At 70.0% G+C, this 17,921-nt stretch carries 17 protein-coding genes; 6 read left to right on the forward strand and 11 right to left on the reverse strand.

The features are described 5' to 3' along the window. Window positions 1-33: 33 nt before the first annotated feature. Together J2X63_RS01825 and J2X63_RS01830 are read left to right on the forward strand one after the other, a co-directional pair. Window positions 34-861: a purine-nucleoside phosphorylase gene (locus J2X63_RS01825; RefSeq protein ID WP_309973293.1), complete on the forward strand. Its 828-nt coding sequence runs from the start codon at window positions 34-36 to the stop codon at window positions 859-861. 9 nt (window positions 862-870) lie between these two features. Continuing rightward, window positions 871-2,577 (forward strand): phospho-sugar mutase, encoded by a 1,707-nt coding sequence (locus J2X63_RS01830; RefSeq protein WP_309973295.1) that lies wholly within the window; start codon window positions 871-873, stop codon window positions 2,575-2,577. A gap of 36 nt (window positions 2,578-2,613) precedes the next feature. Here the strand turns inward: J2X63_RS01830 and J2X63_RS01835 are convergent, their stop codons facing one another. From J2X63_RS01835 to J2X63_RS01885, 11 genes are all read right to left on the reverse strand, one after another. Next, on the reverse strand, window positions 2,614-2,898 hold the full coding sequence (locus J2X63_RS01835; RefSeq protein WP_309973297.1) for a PTS sugar transporter subunit IIB: 285 nt from the start codon (window positions 2,896-2,898) through the stop codon (window positions 2,614-2,616). Next, entirely contained in the window at window positions 2,895-3,368 is a 474-nt protein-coding gene (locus J2X63_RS01840) for a PTS sugar transporter subunit IIA (protein ID WP_309973299.1), read from the reverse strand. Before J2X63_RS01840 ends, J2X63_RS01835 begins: the two co-directional genes overlap by 4 nt. Window positions 3,369-3,419: 51 nt before the next feature. Continuing rightward, on the reverse strand, window positions 3,420-4,532 hold the full coding sequence (locus J2X63_RS01845) for an adenosine deaminase (RefSeq protein WP_396133139.1): 1,113 nt from the start codon (window positions 4,530-4,532) through the stop codon (window positions 3,420-3,422). 66 nt (window positions 4,533-4,598) lie between these two features. Beyond that, a complete protein-coding gene (locus J2X63_RS01850; protein WP_309973302.1) occupies window positions 4,599-5,906 on the reverse strand; it encodes a thymidine phosphorylase in 1,308 nt (435 codons plus the stop codon). Beyond that, entirely contained in the window at window positions 5,903-6,322 is a 420-nt protein-coding gene (locus J2X63_RS01855) for a cytidine deaminase (RefSeq protein ID WP_309973304.1), read from the reverse strand. The genes J2X63_RS01850 and J2X63_RS01855 overlap by 4 nt, the downstream gene beginning before the upstream one ends. A 65-nt stretch (window positions 6,323-6,387) precedes the next feature. Next, window positions 6,388-7,677, reverse strand: coding sequence for an ABC transporter permease (locus J2X63_RS01860; RefSeq protein ID WP_396133100.1), 1,290 nt, complete (start codon window positions 7,675-7,677; stop codon window positions 6,388-6,390). After that, window positions 7,674-9,044: an ABC transporter permease gene (locus tag J2X63_RS01865; protein ID WP_309973306.1), complete on the reverse strand. Its 1,371-nt coding sequence runs from the start codon at window positions 9,042-9,044 to the stop codon at window positions 7,674-7,676. The genes J2X63_RS01860 and J2X63_RS01865 overlap by 4 nt, the downstream gene beginning before the upstream one ends. Continuing rightward, the gene (locus tag J2X63_RS01870; RefSeq protein WP_309973308.1) at window positions 9,041-10,558 is read right to left on the reverse strand and encodes an ABC transporter ATP-binding protein; all 1,518 of its coding nucleotides are present in this window, start codon (window positions 10,556-10,558) and stop codon (window positions 9,041-9,043) included. Before J2X63_RS01870 ends, J2X63_RS01865 begins: the two co-directional genes overlap by 4 nt. Before the next feature lie 163 nt (window positions 10,559-10,721). Further along, window positions 10,722-11,816, reverse strand: coding sequence for a BMP family ABC transporter substrate-binding protein (locus tag J2X63_RS01875; RefSeq protein ID WP_309973309.1), 1,095 nt, complete (start codon window positions 11,814-11,816; stop codon window positions 10,722-10,724). 201 nt (window positions 11,817-12,017) lie between these two features. Further along, the gene (locus J2X63_RS01880) at window positions 12,018-13,088 is read right to left on the reverse strand and encodes a BMP family ABC transporter substrate-binding protein (RefSeq protein WP_309973311.1); all 1,071 of its coding nucleotides are present in this window, start codon (window positions 13,086-13,088) and stop codon (window positions 12,018-12,020) included. A 28-nt stretch (window positions 13,089-13,116) separates the two neighbouring features. Next, on the reverse strand, window positions 13,117-14,241 hold the full coding sequence (locus J2X63_RS01885) for a mannose-1-phosphate guanylyltransferase (protein WP_309973313.1): 1,125 nt from the start codon (window positions 14,239-14,241) through the stop codon (window positions 13,117-13,119). Window positions 14,242-14,456: 215 nt separating this feature from the next. Between J2X63_RS01885 and sdhC the strand changes: the two genes are divergently transcribed. From sdhC to J2X63_RS01905, 4 genes are read left to right on the forward strand one after another with little or no spacing between them, the layout of a single operon-like run. Beyond that, window positions 14,457-14,879, forward strand: coding sequence for a succinate dehydrogenase, cytochrome b556 subunit (gene sdhC, locus J2X63_RS01890; RefSeq protein ID WP_309973315.1), 423 nt, complete (start codon window positions 14,457-14,459; stop codon window positions 14,877-14,879). Between the two features lie 14 nt (window positions 14,880-14,893). Further along, the gene (locus J2X63_RS01895; RefSeq protein ID WP_309973317.1) at window positions 14,894-15,340 is read left to right on the forward strand and encodes a succinate dehydrogenase hydrophobic membrane anchor subunit; all 447 of its coding nucleotides are present in this window, start codon (window positions 14,894-14,896) and stop codon (window positions 15,338-15,340) included. A gap of 7 nt (window positions 15,341-15,347) precedes the next feature. Further along, on the forward strand, window positions 15,348-17,156 hold the full coding sequence (gene sdhA, locus J2X63_RS01900; protein ID WP_309973319.1) for a succinate dehydrogenase flavoprotein subunit: 1,809 nt from the start codon (window positions 15,348-15,350) through the stop codon (window positions 17,154-17,156). A 1-nt stretch (window position 17,157) separates the two neighbouring features. Then, window positions 17,158-17,916, forward strand: a complete 759-nt coding sequence (locus J2X63_RS01905; RefSeq protein WP_159599891.1) for a succinate dehydrogenase iron-sulfur subunit — start codon at window positions 17,158-17,160, stop codon at window positions 17,914-17,916. The last annotated feature ends 5 nt before the right edge of the window (window positions 17,917-17,921 follow it).

Below are 17,921 nucleotides of genomic sequence, written 5' to 3' on the forward strand. Positions count from 1 at the left end.
CGGCGGCATCCGCCCCGTCATTAGAGTGGTGGGATGCACGGTGCCAACCCGCTCGACGACCCCACTGCCGACCCCTTCGCCATCGCCGCCGAGGCCGCGGCGAGGATCGCGGAGCTCACGGGGGTCGAACGCCATGACGTGGCCCTCACCCTCGGCAGCGGCTGGGGCCGCGCGGCCGACCTCATCGGCGAGACGACCCACACCATCCCCGCCGCCGACGTGCCCGGCTTCTCGAAGCCCGCCCTCGAGGGCCACGTGGGCACACTGCGCTCGGTGGCGCTGCCGAACGGCAAGCGCGCCCTCGTCATCGGCGCGCGCACCCACTACTACGAGGGGCACGGCGTGCGCCGCGTCGTGCACTCCGTGCGCACCGCCGCCGCCACTGGTGCCACCACGATGATCCTCACGAACGGCGCCGGCGGCATCCGCGAGACGTGGATCCCCGGCACGCCCGTGCTGATCAGCGACCACATCAACCTCACGGCCGACTCCCCCCTCGAGGGCGCGACGTTCATCGACCTCACCGACCTCTACTCGCGTCGCCTGCGCGACCTCGCGCGCTCCATCGACCCTTCCCTCGACGAGGGCGTCTACTGCCAGTTCCGCGGGCCGCACTACGAGACGCCCGCCGAGGTGCAGATGGCCAAGGCCATCGGCGGCCACATCGTGGGCATGTCCACCGCGCTCGAGGCGATCGCCGCCCGCCAGGCCGGCATGGAGATCCTCGGCATGTCGCTCATCACCAACCTCGCCGCCGGCATCCAGACGACGCCGCTCAGCCACGAGGAGGTCATCGAAGCCGGTCGCGCCGCCGAATCGGTGATCTCCGACCTGCTCGCGAAGATCGTCGCAGAGCTCTAGGAGACACGGATGCCGCAGACGAACGCCGCCGACGCCGAACGCCTCGCCCTCGCCGAGTCCTGGATCGCGCAGGACCCCGATCCCGAGACCCGCGCCGAGCTGGCCGCCCTCGTCGAGGGAGCGCGCACCGGCGACGCGGCAGCCGTCGCCGACCTCGCCGACCGCTTCGACACCCGACTCGCGTTCGGCACCGCCGGGCTCCGCGGCGAGATCGCCGCCGGCCCCAACCGCATGAACCGCGTGCTCGTGTCGCAGGCCGCCGCGGGCCTCGCGGCCTACCTGGTCGAGCGCGCGGAGCCCGGCGAGACACCCTCGGTCGTCATCGGCTACGACGGACGCAAGAACTCCGCCGTCTTCGCCCGCGACTCCGCCGAGATCATGGGCGGCGCGGGGGTTCGGGCTCTGCTGCTGCCGACGCTGCTGCCGACGCCAGTCCTCGCATTCGCCGTGCGTCACCTCGACACCGCTGCCGGCGTCATGGTGACCGCGTCGCACAATCCCCCCAACGACAACGGCTACAAGGTGTACCTCGGCGGCAGCGACCACGGCTCTCAGATCGTCGCGCCCGCCGACGCCGAGATCGCCGCGCACATCGAGCGCGTCGCGGCGACCGTGACCGTGCCGCAGCTGCCGCGCGGCGCGTTCGAGACGGTCGGCGAAGACCTCCTCGAGGAGTACATCCGCCGCACCGCCCTGGTCGCCGACCCGCCGGCCGCTCAGCCCCGGGTCGTCTACACCGCGATGCACGGCGTCGGGTGGGCGACGGCCGCGCGCGTCTTCGCGGCAGCCGGCTTCGACGCCCCGGCGCCCGTGGCGGCCCAGATCTCCCCCGATCCCGCGTTCCCCACCGTCGCGTTCCCGAATCCCGAGGAGCCCGGGGCGATGGACCTCAGCTTCGAGGAGGCCCGCGCCGTCGATGCGGAGCTCGTGATCGCGAACGACCCCGACGCCGACCGGCTGGCCGTCGCCATCCCCGACCCTCGCGCCGAGGGCGGCTACCGACGCCTGAGCGGCAATGAGGTCGGGCTGCTCCTCGGATGGCGCGCGGCTCGCCTTGGCGCCGACGCCTCCGGCGACTCCGGCCCGAACGGCGCGCTCGCGTGCTCGATCGTCTCGTCACCCGGCCTCGAGGCCGTCGCGCACGCATACGACCTCGACTTCGAGGCGACACTCACCGGATTCAAGTGGATCTCCCGCGCCCCCGGGCTCGTCTTCGGCTTCGAGGAGGCGCTCGGCTACCTGGTGAACCCCGGGACGGTGCGCGACAAGGACGGCATCTCGGCCGCCGTCGCGTTCCTCTCGTTGGCCGCCGAGCTGAAGGCGGAGGGCCGCACCGTCGCCGACCACCTCGACGAGTTCGTCGAGCGGTTCGGATGCTTCGCCTCGACGCAGGTCTCGCTGCGCGTCACCGACCTCTCGCGCATCGGCGCCATCATGGCGCGGCTCCGCGCCGAGCCGCCCGCCACGGTGGGCGGCATCCGCGTCGAGCGCATCGAGGACCTCGCCGACGGCTTCGGCGCGCTCCCGCCCTCCGACGTGCTGCGGATCGTGCTCGAGGGCGGTGCCCGCGTCATGGTGCGGCCGAGCGGCACCGAGCCCAAGCTCAAGGTCTACATCGATGCCGTGGGCGCCGAGGGCTCGGTCGACGAGCGCCGCGCCGCGGCATCCGCCGCCGTCGAGGCCCTCGAGGCCGGGATGCGTCAACTCACGGCCTGACCGGCCGCGGTGCGCTGGTGAGCCGAGCCGGTCGGCTCAGCCCAGCGAGGCCTCGAGCTTCGCGCCGATCTCCTCGACGTCGAAGTAGTTCACGACCTCGACGACCTCCGCGAAGCTGCGGCCGATGGCCTGCCGGACCGCGGCGGCGAGCTCGGTCGAGGTGATGATCACCTGGGCGTCGGCTGCGGCATCCGCGATGCCGGCGAGGTCGCTGGCGCTGACATCGGCGCTGAGGCCGAGGCGATCGAGGGCGCGCTCGGCGTTGACCTTCAGGATCGCCGATGTGCCCACGCCCGCGCCGCAGACCGCGACGATCCTCATATGCCGACGCCCTCGACCGGGCTCGCCTCGACGCCGAGCAGGCTGCGCACCTCGTCGGCGGTCGTCGCGCGGGCGATGCGGCCGACGATGCCGCTGTCGTTGAACGCGTTCGCGAGCCGGGCGACGGATGCCACGTGCTCCTCGGCGTTCGAGACGGCGAGCCCGACGACCACGCGCACGGGATCGTTGTGCGGATGCCCGAACGGCACCGCCTCGGCGAGCGTGACGACCGCGAGGCCCTCGCGCCGCACGTCGGGGCCCGGACGGGCGTGCGCCAGGGCGAGGCCCGGGGCGATGACCACGTAGGCGCCGAACTCCTCGATGACCGCGATCATTCGGTCGGCGTACTCCGACCGCGTCGCTCCCGATCGGGTGAGCGCCTGGCCGGCCTCGCGCACGGCGGCGCGCCAGTCGTCGACTGTGGCGCCGAGCACCACGGCAGTGTCGGGCAGCGAGGGGATAGTGGTCATTGGGGGTCCGTTCAGGGCGCGTGGGGTCGCGGCGAGGCCTCGTGGCGCCGGTCAGGCTTCGTCGAAGCCGTCCTGGATGAGCTCGGCGAGCTCCTCGCGGTCGTCGAGCGGGAGGAAGGCGGATGCCGCGGCGTTGAGCTGGAAGGTCTCGAAGTCGTCGAGGTCGTACCCGAAGGCGTCGCTGAGCAGCGAGAGCTCGCGCGTCAGTGAGGTGCCGCTCTGGAGGCGGTTGTCGGTGTTGACCGTGACGCGGAACCCGAGCTGGTAGAGGAGGTCGAACGGGTGATCCACGAGCTCGTCCCCCCACGCCGCGATCGCGCCGGTCTGCAGGTTCGACGAGGGGCTGGTCTCGAGGGCGATCTCGCGGTCGCGTACCCACTGCGCGATGGGCCCGAGCGAGACATAGGTGTTCTCGTCGTCCTGCCGCTCGATGGTGAGGTCTTCGGCGATCCGCACCCCGTGGCCGAGACGCAGGGCACGACCGTCGAAGAGCGCGCTGCGGATGGACTCGAGCCCGTCGGCCTCGCCGGCGTGCACGGTGACCGGGAAGAACTGGGAGGCGAGGAAGTCGAAGGCGGTGCGGTGACGTGCGGGGAGGAACCCGGCCTCGGCGCCCGCGATGTCGAATCCGACCACGCCGCGGTCGCGGTGACGCACGGCGAGCTCCGCGATCTCGAGCCCGCGATCGGCGTGTCGCATCGCGGTGACCAGCTGCCCGGCCCGGATGGCCTGCCCCTGGTGCCGGGCATCGTCGATTCCCTGCTCGATGCCCTCCTGCACGGCCTCGACGGCCTCATCGAGGCTGAGCCCGCGCGCCAGGTGCTGTTCAGGCGCCCAGCGGATCTCGCCGTAGATCACGCCGTCGGCCGCCAGGTCTTGCACGAACTCGCGCGCCACGCGCTGCAGGCCCGCGCGGGTCTGCATGACGGCGGTCGTCAGATCGAACGTCTTGAGGTACTCCACGAGCGAGCCGGAGTTCGACTGCTCGGCGAACCATGCCGCGAGCGCCTCGCCGTCGGACGCCGGCACCTCGAGTCCGATCTCGTCGGCGAGCTCCAGGAGCGACTGCGGGCGCAGGCCTCCGTCGAGGTGGTCGTGCAGCGACACCTTCGGCAGTGCCTGTATGTTCGTGCCGTCGCCCTCGAGGCGGTACTCCGTCGGAATCGTGTTCACGTGTCCACGATAGCGGCGCCCCGCCCGCGAAGTCTCGGCAATCTCGAAGCTCGTGGACTAGCGGTCTCGCCCGATCCGATCCGCGATGAGCGGGCCGCCGTCTTCGACGGTCTCACCCGCATCGCCGATGCGATAGGCGCCCTGCACCGCTTCGAGCGCGCGACCGAACCGGGCCGGCTCGTCGGCGTGCAGCGTGAACAGGGGCTCGCCGGCACGCACCGCGTCGCCCGGCTTCGCATGCAGCTCGACGCCGGCCGCGTGGTGCACCGGATCCTCCTTGCGCGCCCGCCCGGCGCCGAGGCGCCACGCGGCGATGCCGAAGGGCAGGGCCTCCTGCTTCACGAGCACTCCGTCCCGGTCGGCGGTGACCACGTGCTGCTCCCGAGCCACCGGCAGCGGCGCGTCGGGATCGCCGCCCTGCGCGGCGATCGCCCGTCGCCAGGTGTCCATGGCCCGGCCGTCGTCGAGGGCCGCCTCGACGTCGGCGTCGTGGACGCCGGCGAGCTCGAGCATCTCTCGGGCCAGGGCGACCGTGAGCTCCCGCACGTCGGCGGGTCCGCCGCCGGCGAGCACCTCCACGGATTCGCGAACCTCGTTCGCATTGCCGATCGTGAGGCCGAGCGGCACGTTCATGTTCGTGATGAGCGCCGACGTCGCGACACCGGCATCCTCGCCGAGCTCGACCATCGTGCGGGCCAGCTCGCGCGAGCGTTCGATGTCCTGGAGGAAGGCGCCTGACCCGAACTTCACGTCGAGGACGAGCGCCCCCGTGCCCTCGGCGATCTTCTTCGACATGATCGACGACGCGATGAGCGGGATCGCCTCGACGGTGCCCGTGATGTCGCGCAGCGCGTAGAGCTTCTTGTCGGCCGGCGCGAGCCCCGATCCGGCGGCGCAGATGACCCCGCCGACGTCGCGGAGCTGGGTGAACATCTCGTCGTTCGTGAGGTCGGCCCGCCACCCGGGGATCGACTCGAGCTTGTCGAGGGTGCCACCCGTGTGGCCCAGCCCACGGCCGGAGAGCTGCGGCACGGCGACCCCGAAGGTCGCGACGAGCGGCATGAGCGGCAGGGTGATCTTGTCGCCCACGCCACCGGTCGAGTGCTTGTCGGTCGTCGGCTTGCCGAGACCCGAGAAGTCCATGCGCTCGCCCGACGCGATCATGGCCATGGTCATGTCGCGGATCTCGCGACGGGACATCCCGTTGAGGAAGATCGCCATCGTCATCGCCGACATCTGCTCGTCGGCGACGTAGCCCCGCGTGTAGGCGTCGATCAGCCAGTCGATCTCGGCGGTGTCGAGCTCGTGGCCGTCGCGCTTCGCGCGGATGAGGTCGACCGCGTCGAACGCCTCGACGGCGCTCATGCGGACGCCCCCTTGAACTCCGCGAGCTGGCGGGGACCGAACGCGTCGGGCAGCACCTCGTCGATCGTCTTCACGCCCGACACCGTCTCGAGAAGCATGCCCTCGGCGGAGTGCTCGTAGAGGAGCTGCCGGCAGCGACCGCACGGCATCAGCGTGTTGCCGTGCCCGTCGACGCACGAGAACGCGACGAGCTTGCCGCCGCCCGACATGACGAGCGCCGAGACGAGCGAGCACTCGGCGCAGAGCGTCACGCCGTACGAGGCGTTCTCCACGTTGCATCCGCTCACGATCCGGCCGTCGTCGACGATCGCGGCGGCCCCGACCGGGAACTCCGAGTACGGCACGTAGGCCTTGGCCATGGCCTCGCGCGCGCGGTCGCGCAGCGAGGCCCAGTCGATCGCATCCGTTGCGGTCATGGTGCTCCCCCGTTCAGGATCGGCCTTCGGTGAGATGACGGATGCCGCGGCCAGGCGGCATCCGCTCAGGACTTGATGTACGGCTTGCCGGCCGCAGCGGGGCCCCGTACCTTGCCGACCAGCCCTGCCACGGCGAAGATCGTGACCACGTAGGGCAGCATGAGCATGAACTCGCTCGGGACCGGCGACCCGATGACCGAGAGCGTGTTCTGCAGGTTCGAGGCGAACCCGAACAGCAGCGCCGCCAGGGTCGCCTTGATGGGGTCCCACTGGCCGAAGATCACGGCGGCGAGGGCGATGAAGCCCGCGCCCGCGGTCATCTCCTTGTTGAAGGCGATGCCCGAGCCGATGGTGAAGAACGTGCCGCCGAGGCCGGCGATGGCGCCGGCGAGGGCGACGTTCCAGAACCGGGTGCGGTTCACCTTGATGCCCACGGTGTCGGCCGCCTGCGGGTGCTCGCCGACCGCGCGGAGGCGAAGGCCCCACTTGGTGTGGAACAGCCCGAAGTACACGAGCGCCACCGCGATGTACATGAGGTAGACGACGAGGGTCTGGCGGAAGAGCACCGGCCCGATGATCGGGATCTCGCTCAGCACGGGGATCGGCAGGCGCTCGAAGCGGGGCGGCGTGTTGAGCTGGGCCGCGTTGGGCGCGAGGACCTGGGAGAAGAAGAAGCTTGTGAGGCCGACGACGAGCACGTTGAGCACCACACCGACGATGACCTGGTCGACGAAGTACTTGATCGCGAACGCCGCGAGCACCATGCCGACGAGCATGCCGGCCACCATGGCCGCGATGAGCCCGAGGATCGGCTGGCCCGTGATCGACGCCACCACCGCCGCCGTGAACGCGCCGGCGAGCAGCTGTCCCTCGATCGCGATGTTGATGACGCCCACCCGCTCGCCGAGGACGCCGGCCAGGGAACCGTAGATGAGCGGCACCGCGAGGCTCAGCGAGCCGAACAGCAGCCCGATCACGGGGATCGCCGCACCGGACGCCGCCCACGTCAGGAAGCCGAACATGAACAGGATCGCGAAGACCACGACGACCCAGATCGGCACGCGGCGCTTCGACGCCACGAGCCTGGCCGAGTAGGCGGTGGCGAGCGCGAGCAGCACGATGGTGATCCAGAGGGTCGGCATCGTGGGCACGGTGATCTCGGGGAGCTGGATCATGTCGGACTGGGTCGACAGGCGGAAGGTCGTCTCGCCGTCCTGTGGCGCGAAGACCGCGAGGGCGATCGCGAGGAGCGTGAAGATCGCGAACGCGATCGGCGCCTTCCAGCTCGTGACGACGGTCGTGTCGAGCGCGACGACCTGCGGCGCGGGAGCGGGGTGCTGCACGGCGGTGCTCACTTCGCCTTCACCTCCTGCGTGACGTTCGGGACGGGCCTGCGCTTCGGCGAAGCCGGATCGGGCAGGCGGAAGATCGTGCGCACGAGCGGCGGAGCCGCGATGAACAGCACGATGAGCGACTGCACGACGAGCACGATCTCGATGGGAACGCCCTCGGCCGCCTGCATCGAGAAGCCGCCCGCCTTGAAGGCGCCGAACAGGATGCCGGCGACGAAGATGCCCCACGGCGTGGACCGCCCGAGCAGGGCGACGGTGATCGCGTCGAATCCGATGCCGGCGTCGATGCCGGCCGTGAAGCCGGTGGTGACGGTGCCGAGCACCTGGCTCACGCCGGCCAGGCCGAGCAGCGCGCCGGAGATGAGCATCGCGTAGATGTACATGGACGGCACGTTGATGCCGGCGACGCGCGCCGCGTTGGGGTTCTCGCCCACCGCGCGGAACCGGAAGCCGAGGCTCGACCTGCTGAGGATCCACCACACGATGATCGTCGCGACCACCACGAGGATGAAGCCGAAGTGCAGGTTGAACTGCGGTCCGAGGAGGGCCGGGAAGATCGCCGTCTCCTTCATCGCGGGGGTCTTCGGGTTGCTCGACCCCGGCGCCTGCAGGAGGCCCGGGGTGCGCAGCATCCACGACACGAGGTAGAAGGCGACGTAGTTGAGCATGATCGTGACGATCACCTCGTGCGCCCCGGTGCGCGCCTTGAGCGCGCCCGCGATGCCCGCCCACAGCGCGCCGCCGATGAGGCCGCCGAGGAGGGCGACCAGCATGTGGATGCCCCAGGGGAGGTCGAACCCGAACGCCAGCCAGCCGGCGACGGATGCCGCGATGAGCATCTGCCCGCGACCGCCGATGTTGAACATGCCGACGCGGAACGCGAGGCCCACGCCGAGGCCACCGGCGATGAGCGGCGTGGCGAAGGTCAGCGTCTCGGTCAGCGGGCGGATGCCGGAGATGAAGTCGTCGCGCCGGAAGTTGTAGACCGAGCCCTGGAAGAGCGCGGAGTACGCTCCGGACACCGATTCCCAGATGGCGATGAGGGTGTCACCCGGACGGGCGAAGAAGTAGCCGCTCGCCTCCTGCACGCGCTCGTCGGTGAACGCGATCATGATCGCGCCGACGAGCAGGGCCAGCAGCACCGCGAGCACCGAGATGATCGCGTTTCCGGTCGTGATCTGGTGGAGCGTCGTGTGCCAGCGCGACGGTGGCGGGACGTCCGCGGGTGCGCGCGAAGCGGCTCGGGCCTCGTCGGCCGTCTCGAGTTCGGGCGCGACGGCTCCGGGCTCCTCGATGGCGATGTCGGCGTCGAGGTCGGCGGGCGTCGCTCCGGCCGAGCCGGCGGCGTCGGGCTGACGGGGGTCGCTCATGCGGCGGCTCCTTCTGCGGGCTGTTCGCCGGCCATCATCAGGCCGAGCACGTCGCGGGGGGTGTCGCCCGGGACGATGCCCACGATGCGGCCGCGGTACATGACCATGATGCGGTCGGCGAGGGCGACGACCTCGTCGAGCTCGGTGGACACGACGACCACGGGGACGCCGGCGTCGCGGGTCTCGACGATGCGCTTGTGGATGAACTCGATGGAGCCCACGTCGACGCCCCGCGTGGGCTGCGCGGCCACGAGCAGGCGCAGCTCGCGGCTGAGTTCGCGAGCCAGCACGACCTTCTGCTGGTTGCCGCCGGACAGCTGCCGCACCTTGGAGTCGATGCCCTGCGTGCGGACGTCGAACTCCTTCACCTTGTCGCGGGCGAAGTCGGCGAGGGCGCCGCGCTGGATGCTGCCGCCCCGCACGAACGGCGCACCGTCGCTGCGGTCGAGCATGAGGTTCTCGGCGATGGTGAACTCACCGACCAGTCCGTCCTCCGTGCGGTCCTCGGGCACGAATCCCACGCCGGCGTCGAGGATGCGCTTCACGCTGGAGGAGCCGAGCTCGATGCCGTCGATCCTGATGGAGCCCTGCACCCGCGGCTGCAGGCCGAGCAGCGCTTCGGTGAGCTCGGTCTGCCCGTTGCCCTGGACGCCGGCGATCGCGAGGATCTCACCTCGGCGCACCTCGAAGCTCACGTCGTTGACCACGAGCTGGCCGATGGGGTCGATCACCGTGAGGCCCTGCACCTGGAGAGCGGCGTCGCCGAGCGTGGGCTCCTCCTTGTGCACCGTCAGCTCGACGGCGCGGCCGACCATGAGCGAGGCGAGCTCGGCGTTCGTCGCCGTCGGGGACGCCTCGCCGACGACCTTGCCCAGGCGGATGACCGTGATGCGGTCGGCCACCTCGCGCACCTCGCGGAGCTTGTGCGTGATGAACACGATGGAGGTGCCGGTCTGCTTCAGCTGGCGCATGATGCCCATGAGCTCGTCGGTCTCCTGGGGCGTGAGCACGGCGGTGGGCTCGTCGAAGACGAGCACCTTCGCGTCTCGGGAGAGCGCCTTGATGATCTCGACGCGCTGCTGCACGCCGACGGGAAGGTCGTCGACGAGCGCGTCGGGGTCGACGTCGAACCCGAACCGCTCGGAGATCTCACGCACCTTCGCGCGTGCCGCGGGGAGGTCGAGTCGGCCGCCGAGCTTCGTCTCCTCGTGTCCCAGCATGACGTTCTCGGCGACGGTGAAGACGGGGATGAGCATGAAGTGCTGGTGCACCATGCCGATGTGCGCCGCCATGGCGTCACCGGGGCCGGCGAAGTGCTGGACCTGGTCGTCGAGGAGCACCTCGCCCTCGTCGGCTTGGTACAGGCCGTACAGGACGTTCATGAGCGTCGACTTGCCTGCACCGTTCTCACCGAGGAGGCAGTGGATCTCTCCGGCCTCCACGGTGAGGTCGATGTGGTCGTTCGCGACCAAGCTGCCGAATCGCTTCGTGATGCCGCGAAGTTCGAGCTTCATGTCCCCGATCCTACTGAGGTGGCTGCATCCGTCGGAGATGCTGCGCGAAAGTTGAGGGTGCCGGAGAGGTCCTGCGCAGATGTTGCGCGTTCCGCTCCGAAGTGCGCCGGGACGCCGATCGGGGAGGCCGGCTGGTGCCGACCTCCCCGAGAGAGCGTCGTTCCTACTTGGCGAGGTAGGACTTGACCTCGACGTCGCCCGCGATGATCGCGGCCTTGAGGTCGTCGAGCTCGCCCTGGAGCGTCGACGGGACCTTCGACTCGAAGTCGTGGAACGGGGCGATGCCCACGCCCTCGTTCTCGAGCGTGCCCACGAACGGGGTGTTGTCGAAGTCGCCGTTGCCCGCGGCGATGACGGCCTCGTAGGTGCCGACGTCGATGCCCTTGAGGATCGAGGTGAGCATGAGGTCGGCGACCGACGGGTCGGTCTCGGTGAAGTCGGCGTCGACACCGATCATCGCGATCTCGCGGCCGGAGTCGCGGATGGCCGCGGCAGCCGACTGGTAGATCGGGCCGCCGACGGGCAGGAGCACGTCGACGTTCTGGTCGATGAGGCCCTGCGCGGTGTTGCGCGCCGTGTCGTTGGCCTCGAAGCCACCGGTGAAGAGGCCGTCGGTGCCATCCCAGCCGAGGACCTGCACATTCGTGCCCTTCTCGGTGTTGTGGTAGTCGACGCCCTGCTTGAAGCCGTCCATGAAGATCGAGACGGTCGGGAAGTTCATGCCGCCGAAGGTGCCGACGACGCCGGTCTTCGAGTAGTCGGCGGCCGCGTAGCCGGCGAGGAATGCCGCCTGGGCCGTGTCGAAGATGATCGGCTTGATGTTGTCGGAGTCGGTCTTGCCGTCGAAGTCGTTGTCGACCACGTCGTCGATCGAGACGTACTCGATGTCGGGGTTCGCCGCGGCGGACTCGCCGGCGGCGGCGGCGAGCGCGAAGCCGACCGTGGTGATGAGGTTGCAGCCCTGGTCGACGAGGTTCGTCAGGTTGGGCGCGAAGTCCGTCTCGGAGTCGGACTGCACGGTGACCGGCTCGACGCCGAGCTCGTCGGCGGCCTTGGTCAGGCCCTCGAACCCGAGCTGGTTGAACGACTTGTCGTCGAAACCGCCCGCGTCGGAGACCATGCAGGGGAGGAAGTCGGATGCCGCCGCCCCGTCGGTGGAGCCCGAGTCCTCGGGCGCGGATCCGCAACCGGCGAGCAGCACGGCTGCGCCGAACATCGCAAGACCGCCGAGGGCGGCCTTCCTGGTCGTGACCTTCACTGTGTCCTCCAAAGACTGCGCCCCGACCGTCGCGGGGACTCGATGAGTCACGTTACCGAATGTTGCGGCCGCCGCCCCGGCCCAGTCGCCCGGGGACATGCAATGGTTATGAAGACGCGACATTCTGCTCATATGAGCAGGCCGTTACTCCCCCGCACGGGGGCCAGCGCTCCGGGCCGGGGCCCTCGTGCCCGCTCCGGGTCAGCGCGAAGCGGGTGAGCTGGGCGAATCGACGACGAGCTCACCGGCGATGATCGCCTGTCGCAGGCCCTCGATCTCGCCGTCGAGCTCGGGCGTGACGAGCGCCGCGAGGTCGTGGTAGGGCGCGATCTCGACGCCGCCGTTCTCGAGGGTGCCGACGTAGGGCTCGTTCGAGAAGGAGCCGTCCTGTACGGCGCCGACGATCTCGACCATCGCGTCCTGCGTGTTCTTCAGCACGCTCGTGAGCAGCACCGGCCGGAACTCGGCGGCCAGCGACTCGTACCCGTCGCTGTCGACCCAGATGACCGACACGCCGCCGCGCTCGAGCGCGGCCGAGGCCGCGCCCTCCCCCACCTGGCCGGCGACCGGCAGGATCACGTCGGCGCCCTGGTCGATGAAGCCCTCGGTGAGCGCCTTGCCCTTGTTGATGTCCTCGAAGTCGCCGGTGAAGGCGCCGTCCTGCTTCGCCTTGTCCCACCCGAGCGCCCGTACGGCGGTGCCGTGCACCTCGTTGTACTTCGCGACGCCGTCGACGAACCCGTCCATGAAGAGCGTGACCGGAGGCTGGTTGCCGCCGCCGAACGTGGCCACCACGCCCGTCTTCGACACGCCCGCGGCGAGGTACCCGGCGAGGAACGAGGCCTGCGCGGTGTCGAACACCACCGGCTTGACGTTGTCGCCCTCGACGGTCTCGTCGACGATGGCGAAGGCGAGGTCGGGGTTCGCCTCGCCCTGCTCGAGCGTCGCCTCGGCCAGCTCGTAGCCCACCGTCACGATGAGCTCGCAGCCCGAGTCCACCGCCTGCTGCACGTTGGGGGCCAGGTCGGTCTCGCCGGTCGAGACGATGGCCTCGGCGTCGACGCCGAGCTCGTCCTCCGCCTGCTGCAGGCCCTCCCAGCTCGACTGGTTGAAGGAGCGGTCCTCGAGCCCACCCGAGTTGGTCACCATGCGGACGCACCCCGCGTCGGCGGCGTCGCTGCCGCCCGACTCGGGCGCGGGTGCACAGCCCGCGAGCATGACGGATGCCGCGACGAGCGCAGCCCCACTGCCGAACCACCGTCGCACCGACATCCGCAGCTCCCGTTCCCTCGTGTGATCGCTAGAGCACGTCGCTCGAACCGCCGAGGCGCAGCGCGTCGACGACGGCCTTGACCCGCTGGGCGTGCTCGCTCGTGGTGACGAGGAGCGCGTCGGGCGTGTCGACCACGACGATATCGTGCACCCCGATCAGGCTGATGACCCGGTTCGCGCGACTCACCACGATGCCGCTGGAGGCGTCGGCGAGCACTCGCGCGTTCTCGCCCAGGATCGCCAGCTCGCCGGAGCGCCCCGCCGTGTTGAGCTTGGCGAGCGAGGCGAAGTCGCCCACGTCGTCCCACTGGAAGTGCCCGCGGATCACGGCGAGGCGCCCGGCCGCGGCCGCCGGCTCGGCGACGGAGTAGTCGATCGCGATCTTCTCGATGGTCGGCCAGATGCGGTCGACCGCCGGTCCGCGCGTCGCGGGGTCGTCCCATGCCGCGGCGAGCTCCACGAGCGCGTCGTGCAGCTCGGGCTTCGTGCGCGCGAGCTCCTCGAGCAGCGTCGACGCCTTCGCGATGAACATGCCGGCGTTCCACAGGTGGTCGCCGCCCGCGAGGTAGCGCCGGGCGGTGTCGAGGTCGGGCTTCTCGACGAAGTTGGAGACCGCCTCGACGCGCTGGGCACCGGGCACCTCGAGGGGTCCGCCGCACTCGATGTAGCCGAAGCCCACCGCCGGCTCGGTGGGCGTGATGCCGATGGTCACGATGTAGCCGGCGCGCGCAGCCGCCACGGCGTCGGCGACGGCGGAGCGGAAGAGGGCATCGCCCGAGATCACGTGGTCGGCTGCGAACGAGCCGATCACGACGCCGGGCTCGCGGCGCTCGAGGATGGCCGCGGCGAGGCCGATGGCGGCGGTGGAGTCGCGGGGCTCGCTCTCGAGCACGACGTTGGCGTCCGCGAGGGACGGGAGCTGCTCCTCGACGGCGGCGCGGTGTGCGCGCCCGGTGACGACCATGATGCGCTGCTCCCCCGAGAGCGGCGCGAGCCGGTCCCACGTGTCCTTCAGGAGCGTCTGGCCCGACCCGGTGAGATCGTGAAGGAACTTCGGGGCGTCCGCCCGGGACAGCGGCCACAGTCGGGAGCCGACGCCTCCGGCGGGAATCACACTGTAGAAGCCGTCGAGGGGAAGGGAACGATCAGACATGGGTCCGAGGATACCGGGCCGTGTGTTTCGGCCGGGGGCTGCGCAGGCGAACGGCACACGGCAGGCGGCATCCGCTCGAGCAGGTGTCTCGACATCGAGACAGTTAGGCAGCCCTAAGCGGCGTCGCGATCGGCTCGGGACTACACTCGAACCGGGCCGTGCGCCCGTCGTGCCCTCATGTCCAGGGCGTATCACACAGCCAGGGAGGGTTGTTCATGCCAGAGACCTCGGCAGGAACCCTGACCGCATCCGGGAAGCCGGCGAAGCAGAGGCCTGGCGGCACGCTGTATCGCGGCCGAGAGGGCATGTGGTCGTGGGTGCTGCACCGCATCACGGGTGTCGCGATCTTCTTCTTCCTCCTCGTGCACGTGCTCGACACGTCGCTCGTACGGGTGAGCCCCGAGGCCTACAACGCGGTCATCGGCACGTACCAGACGCCCCTCATGGGGCTCGGCGAGACCGCGCTCGTCGGCGCGATCGTCTTCCACGCCTTCAACGGGCTGCGGATCATCCTCGTCGACTTCTGGGCGTGGGCCACCCGGCACCAGAAGGTGCTGTTCTACGTGGTCATCGCGCTCTGGGTCGTGACCATGCTCGCCTTCGTGCCCCGGCACCTGATGAACGTCTTCAGCCACTGAGGGGGCCCAGCGACATGACTGCCATCGAAGCGCCTCGCACTCCCGCACGCCCCGCTCGCAAGCGCGGCGTGAACTGGGAGAAGTGGGGCTGGATCTACATGCGCGCCTCGGGCGTGGTGCTCCTCGTGCTCATCTTCGGGCACCTCTACGTGAACCTCATCGACGGTGAGGGCATCAAGGCCATCGACTTCGGGTTCGTCGGCGGCAAGTGGGCGCAGCCGTTCTGGCAGTGGTGGGACGTGCTGATGCTCTGGCTCGCGCTCATCCACGGCGCCAACGGCATGCGCACCATCGTGAACGACTACACGAACCCCGGCACGCTGCAGAAGGTGCTGAAGGGCGCGCTCTTCGCCGCGGCGGCCGTGCTGATCGTGCTCGGCACCCTCGTGGTCTTCACGTTCGACCCGTGCCCCGCGGGCTCCCCCGCGGACCTGCTCCCCTCGTTCTGCCCCGCCGTCTAGGAGACCTGTGAATCCCGAGAGCGCCCACGTCGAGACGAAGATCGTCGACGGCGTCCACTACCACCAGTACGACATCGTCATCGTCGGCGCCGGCGGCGCGGGCATGCGGGCGGCGATCGAGGCCGGCCCCGGTGCGCGCACGGCCGTCATCTCGAAGCTCTACCCGACGCGGTCCCACACCGGCGCGGCGCAGGGCGGCATGGCCGCCGCACTCGCCAACGTGGAGGAGGACAGCTGGGAGTGGCACACCTTCGACACCGTCAAGGGCGGTGACTACCTCGTCGACCAGGACGCCGCCGAGATCCTCGCCAAGGAGGCCATCGACGCGGTCATCGACCTCGAGAACATGGGCCTGCCGTTCAACCGCACGCCCGAGGGCAAGATCGACCAGCGGCGATTCGGCGGCCACACCCGCGACCACGGCAAGGCGCCGGTGCGCCGCGCGTGCTACGCGGCCGACCGCACGGGCCACATGATCCTGCAGACGCTCTTCCAGAACTGCGTGAAGCTCGGCATCGAGTTCTACAACGAGTACTACGCACTCGACCTCGTCATGACGGAGGTCGACGGCGTCGAGCAGCCGTCGGGCATCGTGGCCTACGAGCTCGCGACCGGCGAGCTGCACGTCTTCCAGGCCAAGGCGATCATCTTCGCGACCGGCGGGTTCGGCAAGATCTACAAGACCACGTCGAACGCGCACACCCTGACGGGCGACGGGGTCGGCATCATCTGGCGCAAGGGCCTGCCGCTCGAGGACATGGAGTTCTTCCAGTTCCACCCGACCGGCCTGGCCGGCCTCGGCATCCTCCTCACCGAGGGCGCCCGCGGCGAGGGCGCCATCCTCCGCAACGCCTCGGGCGAGCGGTTCATGGAGCGATACGCCCCCACCATCAAGGACCTCGCCCCGCGCGACATCGTCGCCCGCTGCATGGTGCAGGAGGTGGCGGAGGGCCGGGGCGCCGGCCCGCACAAGGACTACGTGCTCCTCGACTGCACCCACCTCGGCGCCGAGGTGCTCGAGACGAAGCTCCCCGACATCACCGAGTTCGCGCGCACCTACCTCGGCGTCGACCCGGTGTACGAGCCCGTCCCGGTCATGCCGACCGCGCACTACGCGATGGGCGGCATCCCCACGAACGTCGCCGCCGAGGTGCTGCGCGACAACACCACCGTCGTACCCGGCCTGTACGCCGCCGGCGAGTGCGCGTGCGTCTCGGTGCACGGATCCAACCGCCTCGGCACCAACTCGCTGCTCGACATCAACGTCTTCGGCAAGCGGGCCGGCCGCAACGCGGTCGAGTACGTGCAGACGGCCGACTTCGTGCCGCTGCCCGACGACCCCGCCGGCGACATCCGGCGCATGCTGCAGCTGCTGCGCGACTCGAACGGCACCGAGCGGATCGCCGCGATCCGCAAGGAGCTGCAGGACGAGATGGACAAGGGTGCGCAGGTGTTCCGCACCGACGAGTCCCTGGCCCACGTCACGAACGTGATCGCCGGGCTCCGCGACCGCTATCGCAACATCGCCGTGCAGGACAAGGGCAAGCGGTTCAACACCGACCTCCTCGAGGCGGTCGAGCTCGGCTTCCTCCTCGACCTCGCCGAGGTCGTCGTCTTCTCGGCCCGCAACCGCAAGGAGAGCCGCGGCGGCCACATGCGCGACGACTACCCGAACCGCGACGACGTGAACTACATGCAGCACACGATGGCCTACCTGTCGGGCGACGCGCACTCCTCGCTCGCCGACGACCACATCCGGCTCGACTGGAAACCCGTGACCATCACCCGCTACCAGCCGATGGAGAGGAAGTACTGACGTGACCACCGCCACGCTCGAGGCCCAGTCGACGGATGCCGCCATCCAGTCGTTCACCGTCACGTTCCTGATCCGCCGCTTCGACCCCGATGTCGACACCGAGCCGCGTTGGCAGGACTTCGACGTCGAGATGTATCCCACCGACCGGGTGCTCGATGCCCTGCACAAGATCAAGTGGGAGCAGGACGGCTCGCTCACCTTCCGCCGTTCGTGCGCCCACGGCATCTGCGGCTCCGACGCGATGCGCATCAACGGCCGCAATCGGCTCGCGTGCAAGACCCTCATCAAGGACCTCGACATCTCGAAGCCCATCTACGTCGAGGCGATCAAGGGCCTGCCGCTCGAGAAGGACCTCGTCGTCGACATGGAGCCGTTCTTCGCGAGCTACCGCGAGGTGCAGCCGTTCCTCATCGCGAACTCCACGCCCGAGGCCGGCAAGGAGCGCATCCAGTCGATCGCGAAGCGCGAGATCTTCGACGACACCACGAAGTGCATCCTCTGCGCGGCGTGCACCTCGTCGTGTCCGGTGTTCTGGACCGACGGCCAGTACTTCGGCCCCGCGGCGATCGTCAACGCGCACCGGTTCATCTTCGACTCGCGTGACGACGCGGCATCCGTGCGCCTCGACATCCTGAACGACAAGGAGGGCGTGTGGCGCTGCCGCACGACCTTCAACTGCACCGACGCGTGCCCCCGCGGCATCGAGGTGACCAAGGCGATCGCCGAGGTCAAGCAGGCCATCATGCGCGGCAAGCCCTGAGGCAC

The organism is Agromyces sp. 3263, assembly GCF_031456545.1.
Lineage (GTDB): Bacteria > Actinomycetota > Actinomycetes > Actinomycetales > Microbacteriaceae > Agromyces.

What these genes read in the sequence shown, in the direction of transcription:
- J2X63_RS01825 (WP_309973293.1), top strand. Translation starts at nt 34, where the DNA reads ATGCACGGTGCCAACCCGCTCGACGACCCCACTGCCGACCCCTTCGCC.
- J2X63_RS01830 (WP_309973295.1), top strand. Translation starts at nt 871, where the DNA reads ATGCCGCAGACGAACGCCGCCGACGCCGAACGCCTCGCCCTCGCCGAG.
- J2X63_RS01835 (WP_309973297.1), bottom strand. Translation starts at nt 2,898, where the DNA reads ATGAGGATCGTCGCGGTCTGCGGCGCGGGCGTGGGCACATCGGCGATC.
- J2X63_RS01840 (WP_309973299.1), bottom strand. Translation starts at nt 3,368, where the DNA reads ATGACCACTATCCCCTCGCTGCCCGACACTGCCGTGGTGCTCGGCGCC.
- J2X63_RS01850 (WP_309973302.1), bottom strand. Translation starts at nt 5,906, where the DNA reads ATGAGCGCCGTCGAGGCGTTCGACGCGGTCGACCTCATCCGCGCGAAG.
- J2X63_RS01855 (WP_309973304.1), bottom strand. Translation starts at nt 6,322, where the DNA reads ATGACCGCAACGGATGCGATCGACTGGGCCTCGCTGCGCGACCGCGCG.
- J2X63_RS01865 (WP_309973306.1), bottom strand. Translation starts at nt 9,044, where the DNA reads ATGAGCGACCCCCGTCAGCCCGACGCCGCCGGCTCGGCCGGAGCGACG.
- J2X63_RS01870 (WP_309973308.1), bottom strand. Translation starts at nt 10,558, where the DNA reads ATGAAGCTCGAACTTCGCGGCATCACGAAGCGATTCGGCAGCTTGGTC.
- J2X63_RS01880 (WP_309973311.1), bottom strand. Translation starts at nt 13,088, where the DNA reads ATGTCGGTGCGACGGTGGTTCGGCAGTGGGGCTGCGCTCGTCGCGGCA.
- J2X63_RS01885 (WP_309973313.1), bottom strand. Translation starts at nt 14,241, where the DNA reads ATGTCTGATCGTTCCCTTCCCCTCGACGGCTTCTACAGTGTGATTCCC.
- sdhC (WP_309973315.1), top strand. Translation starts at nt 14,457, where the DNA reads ATGCCAGAGACCTCGGCAGGAACCCTGACCGCATCCGGGAAGCCGGCG.
- J2X63_RS01895 (WP_309973317.1), top strand. Translation starts at nt 14,894, where the DNA reads ATGACTGCCATCGAAGCGCCTCGCACTCCCGCACGCCCCGCTCGCAAG.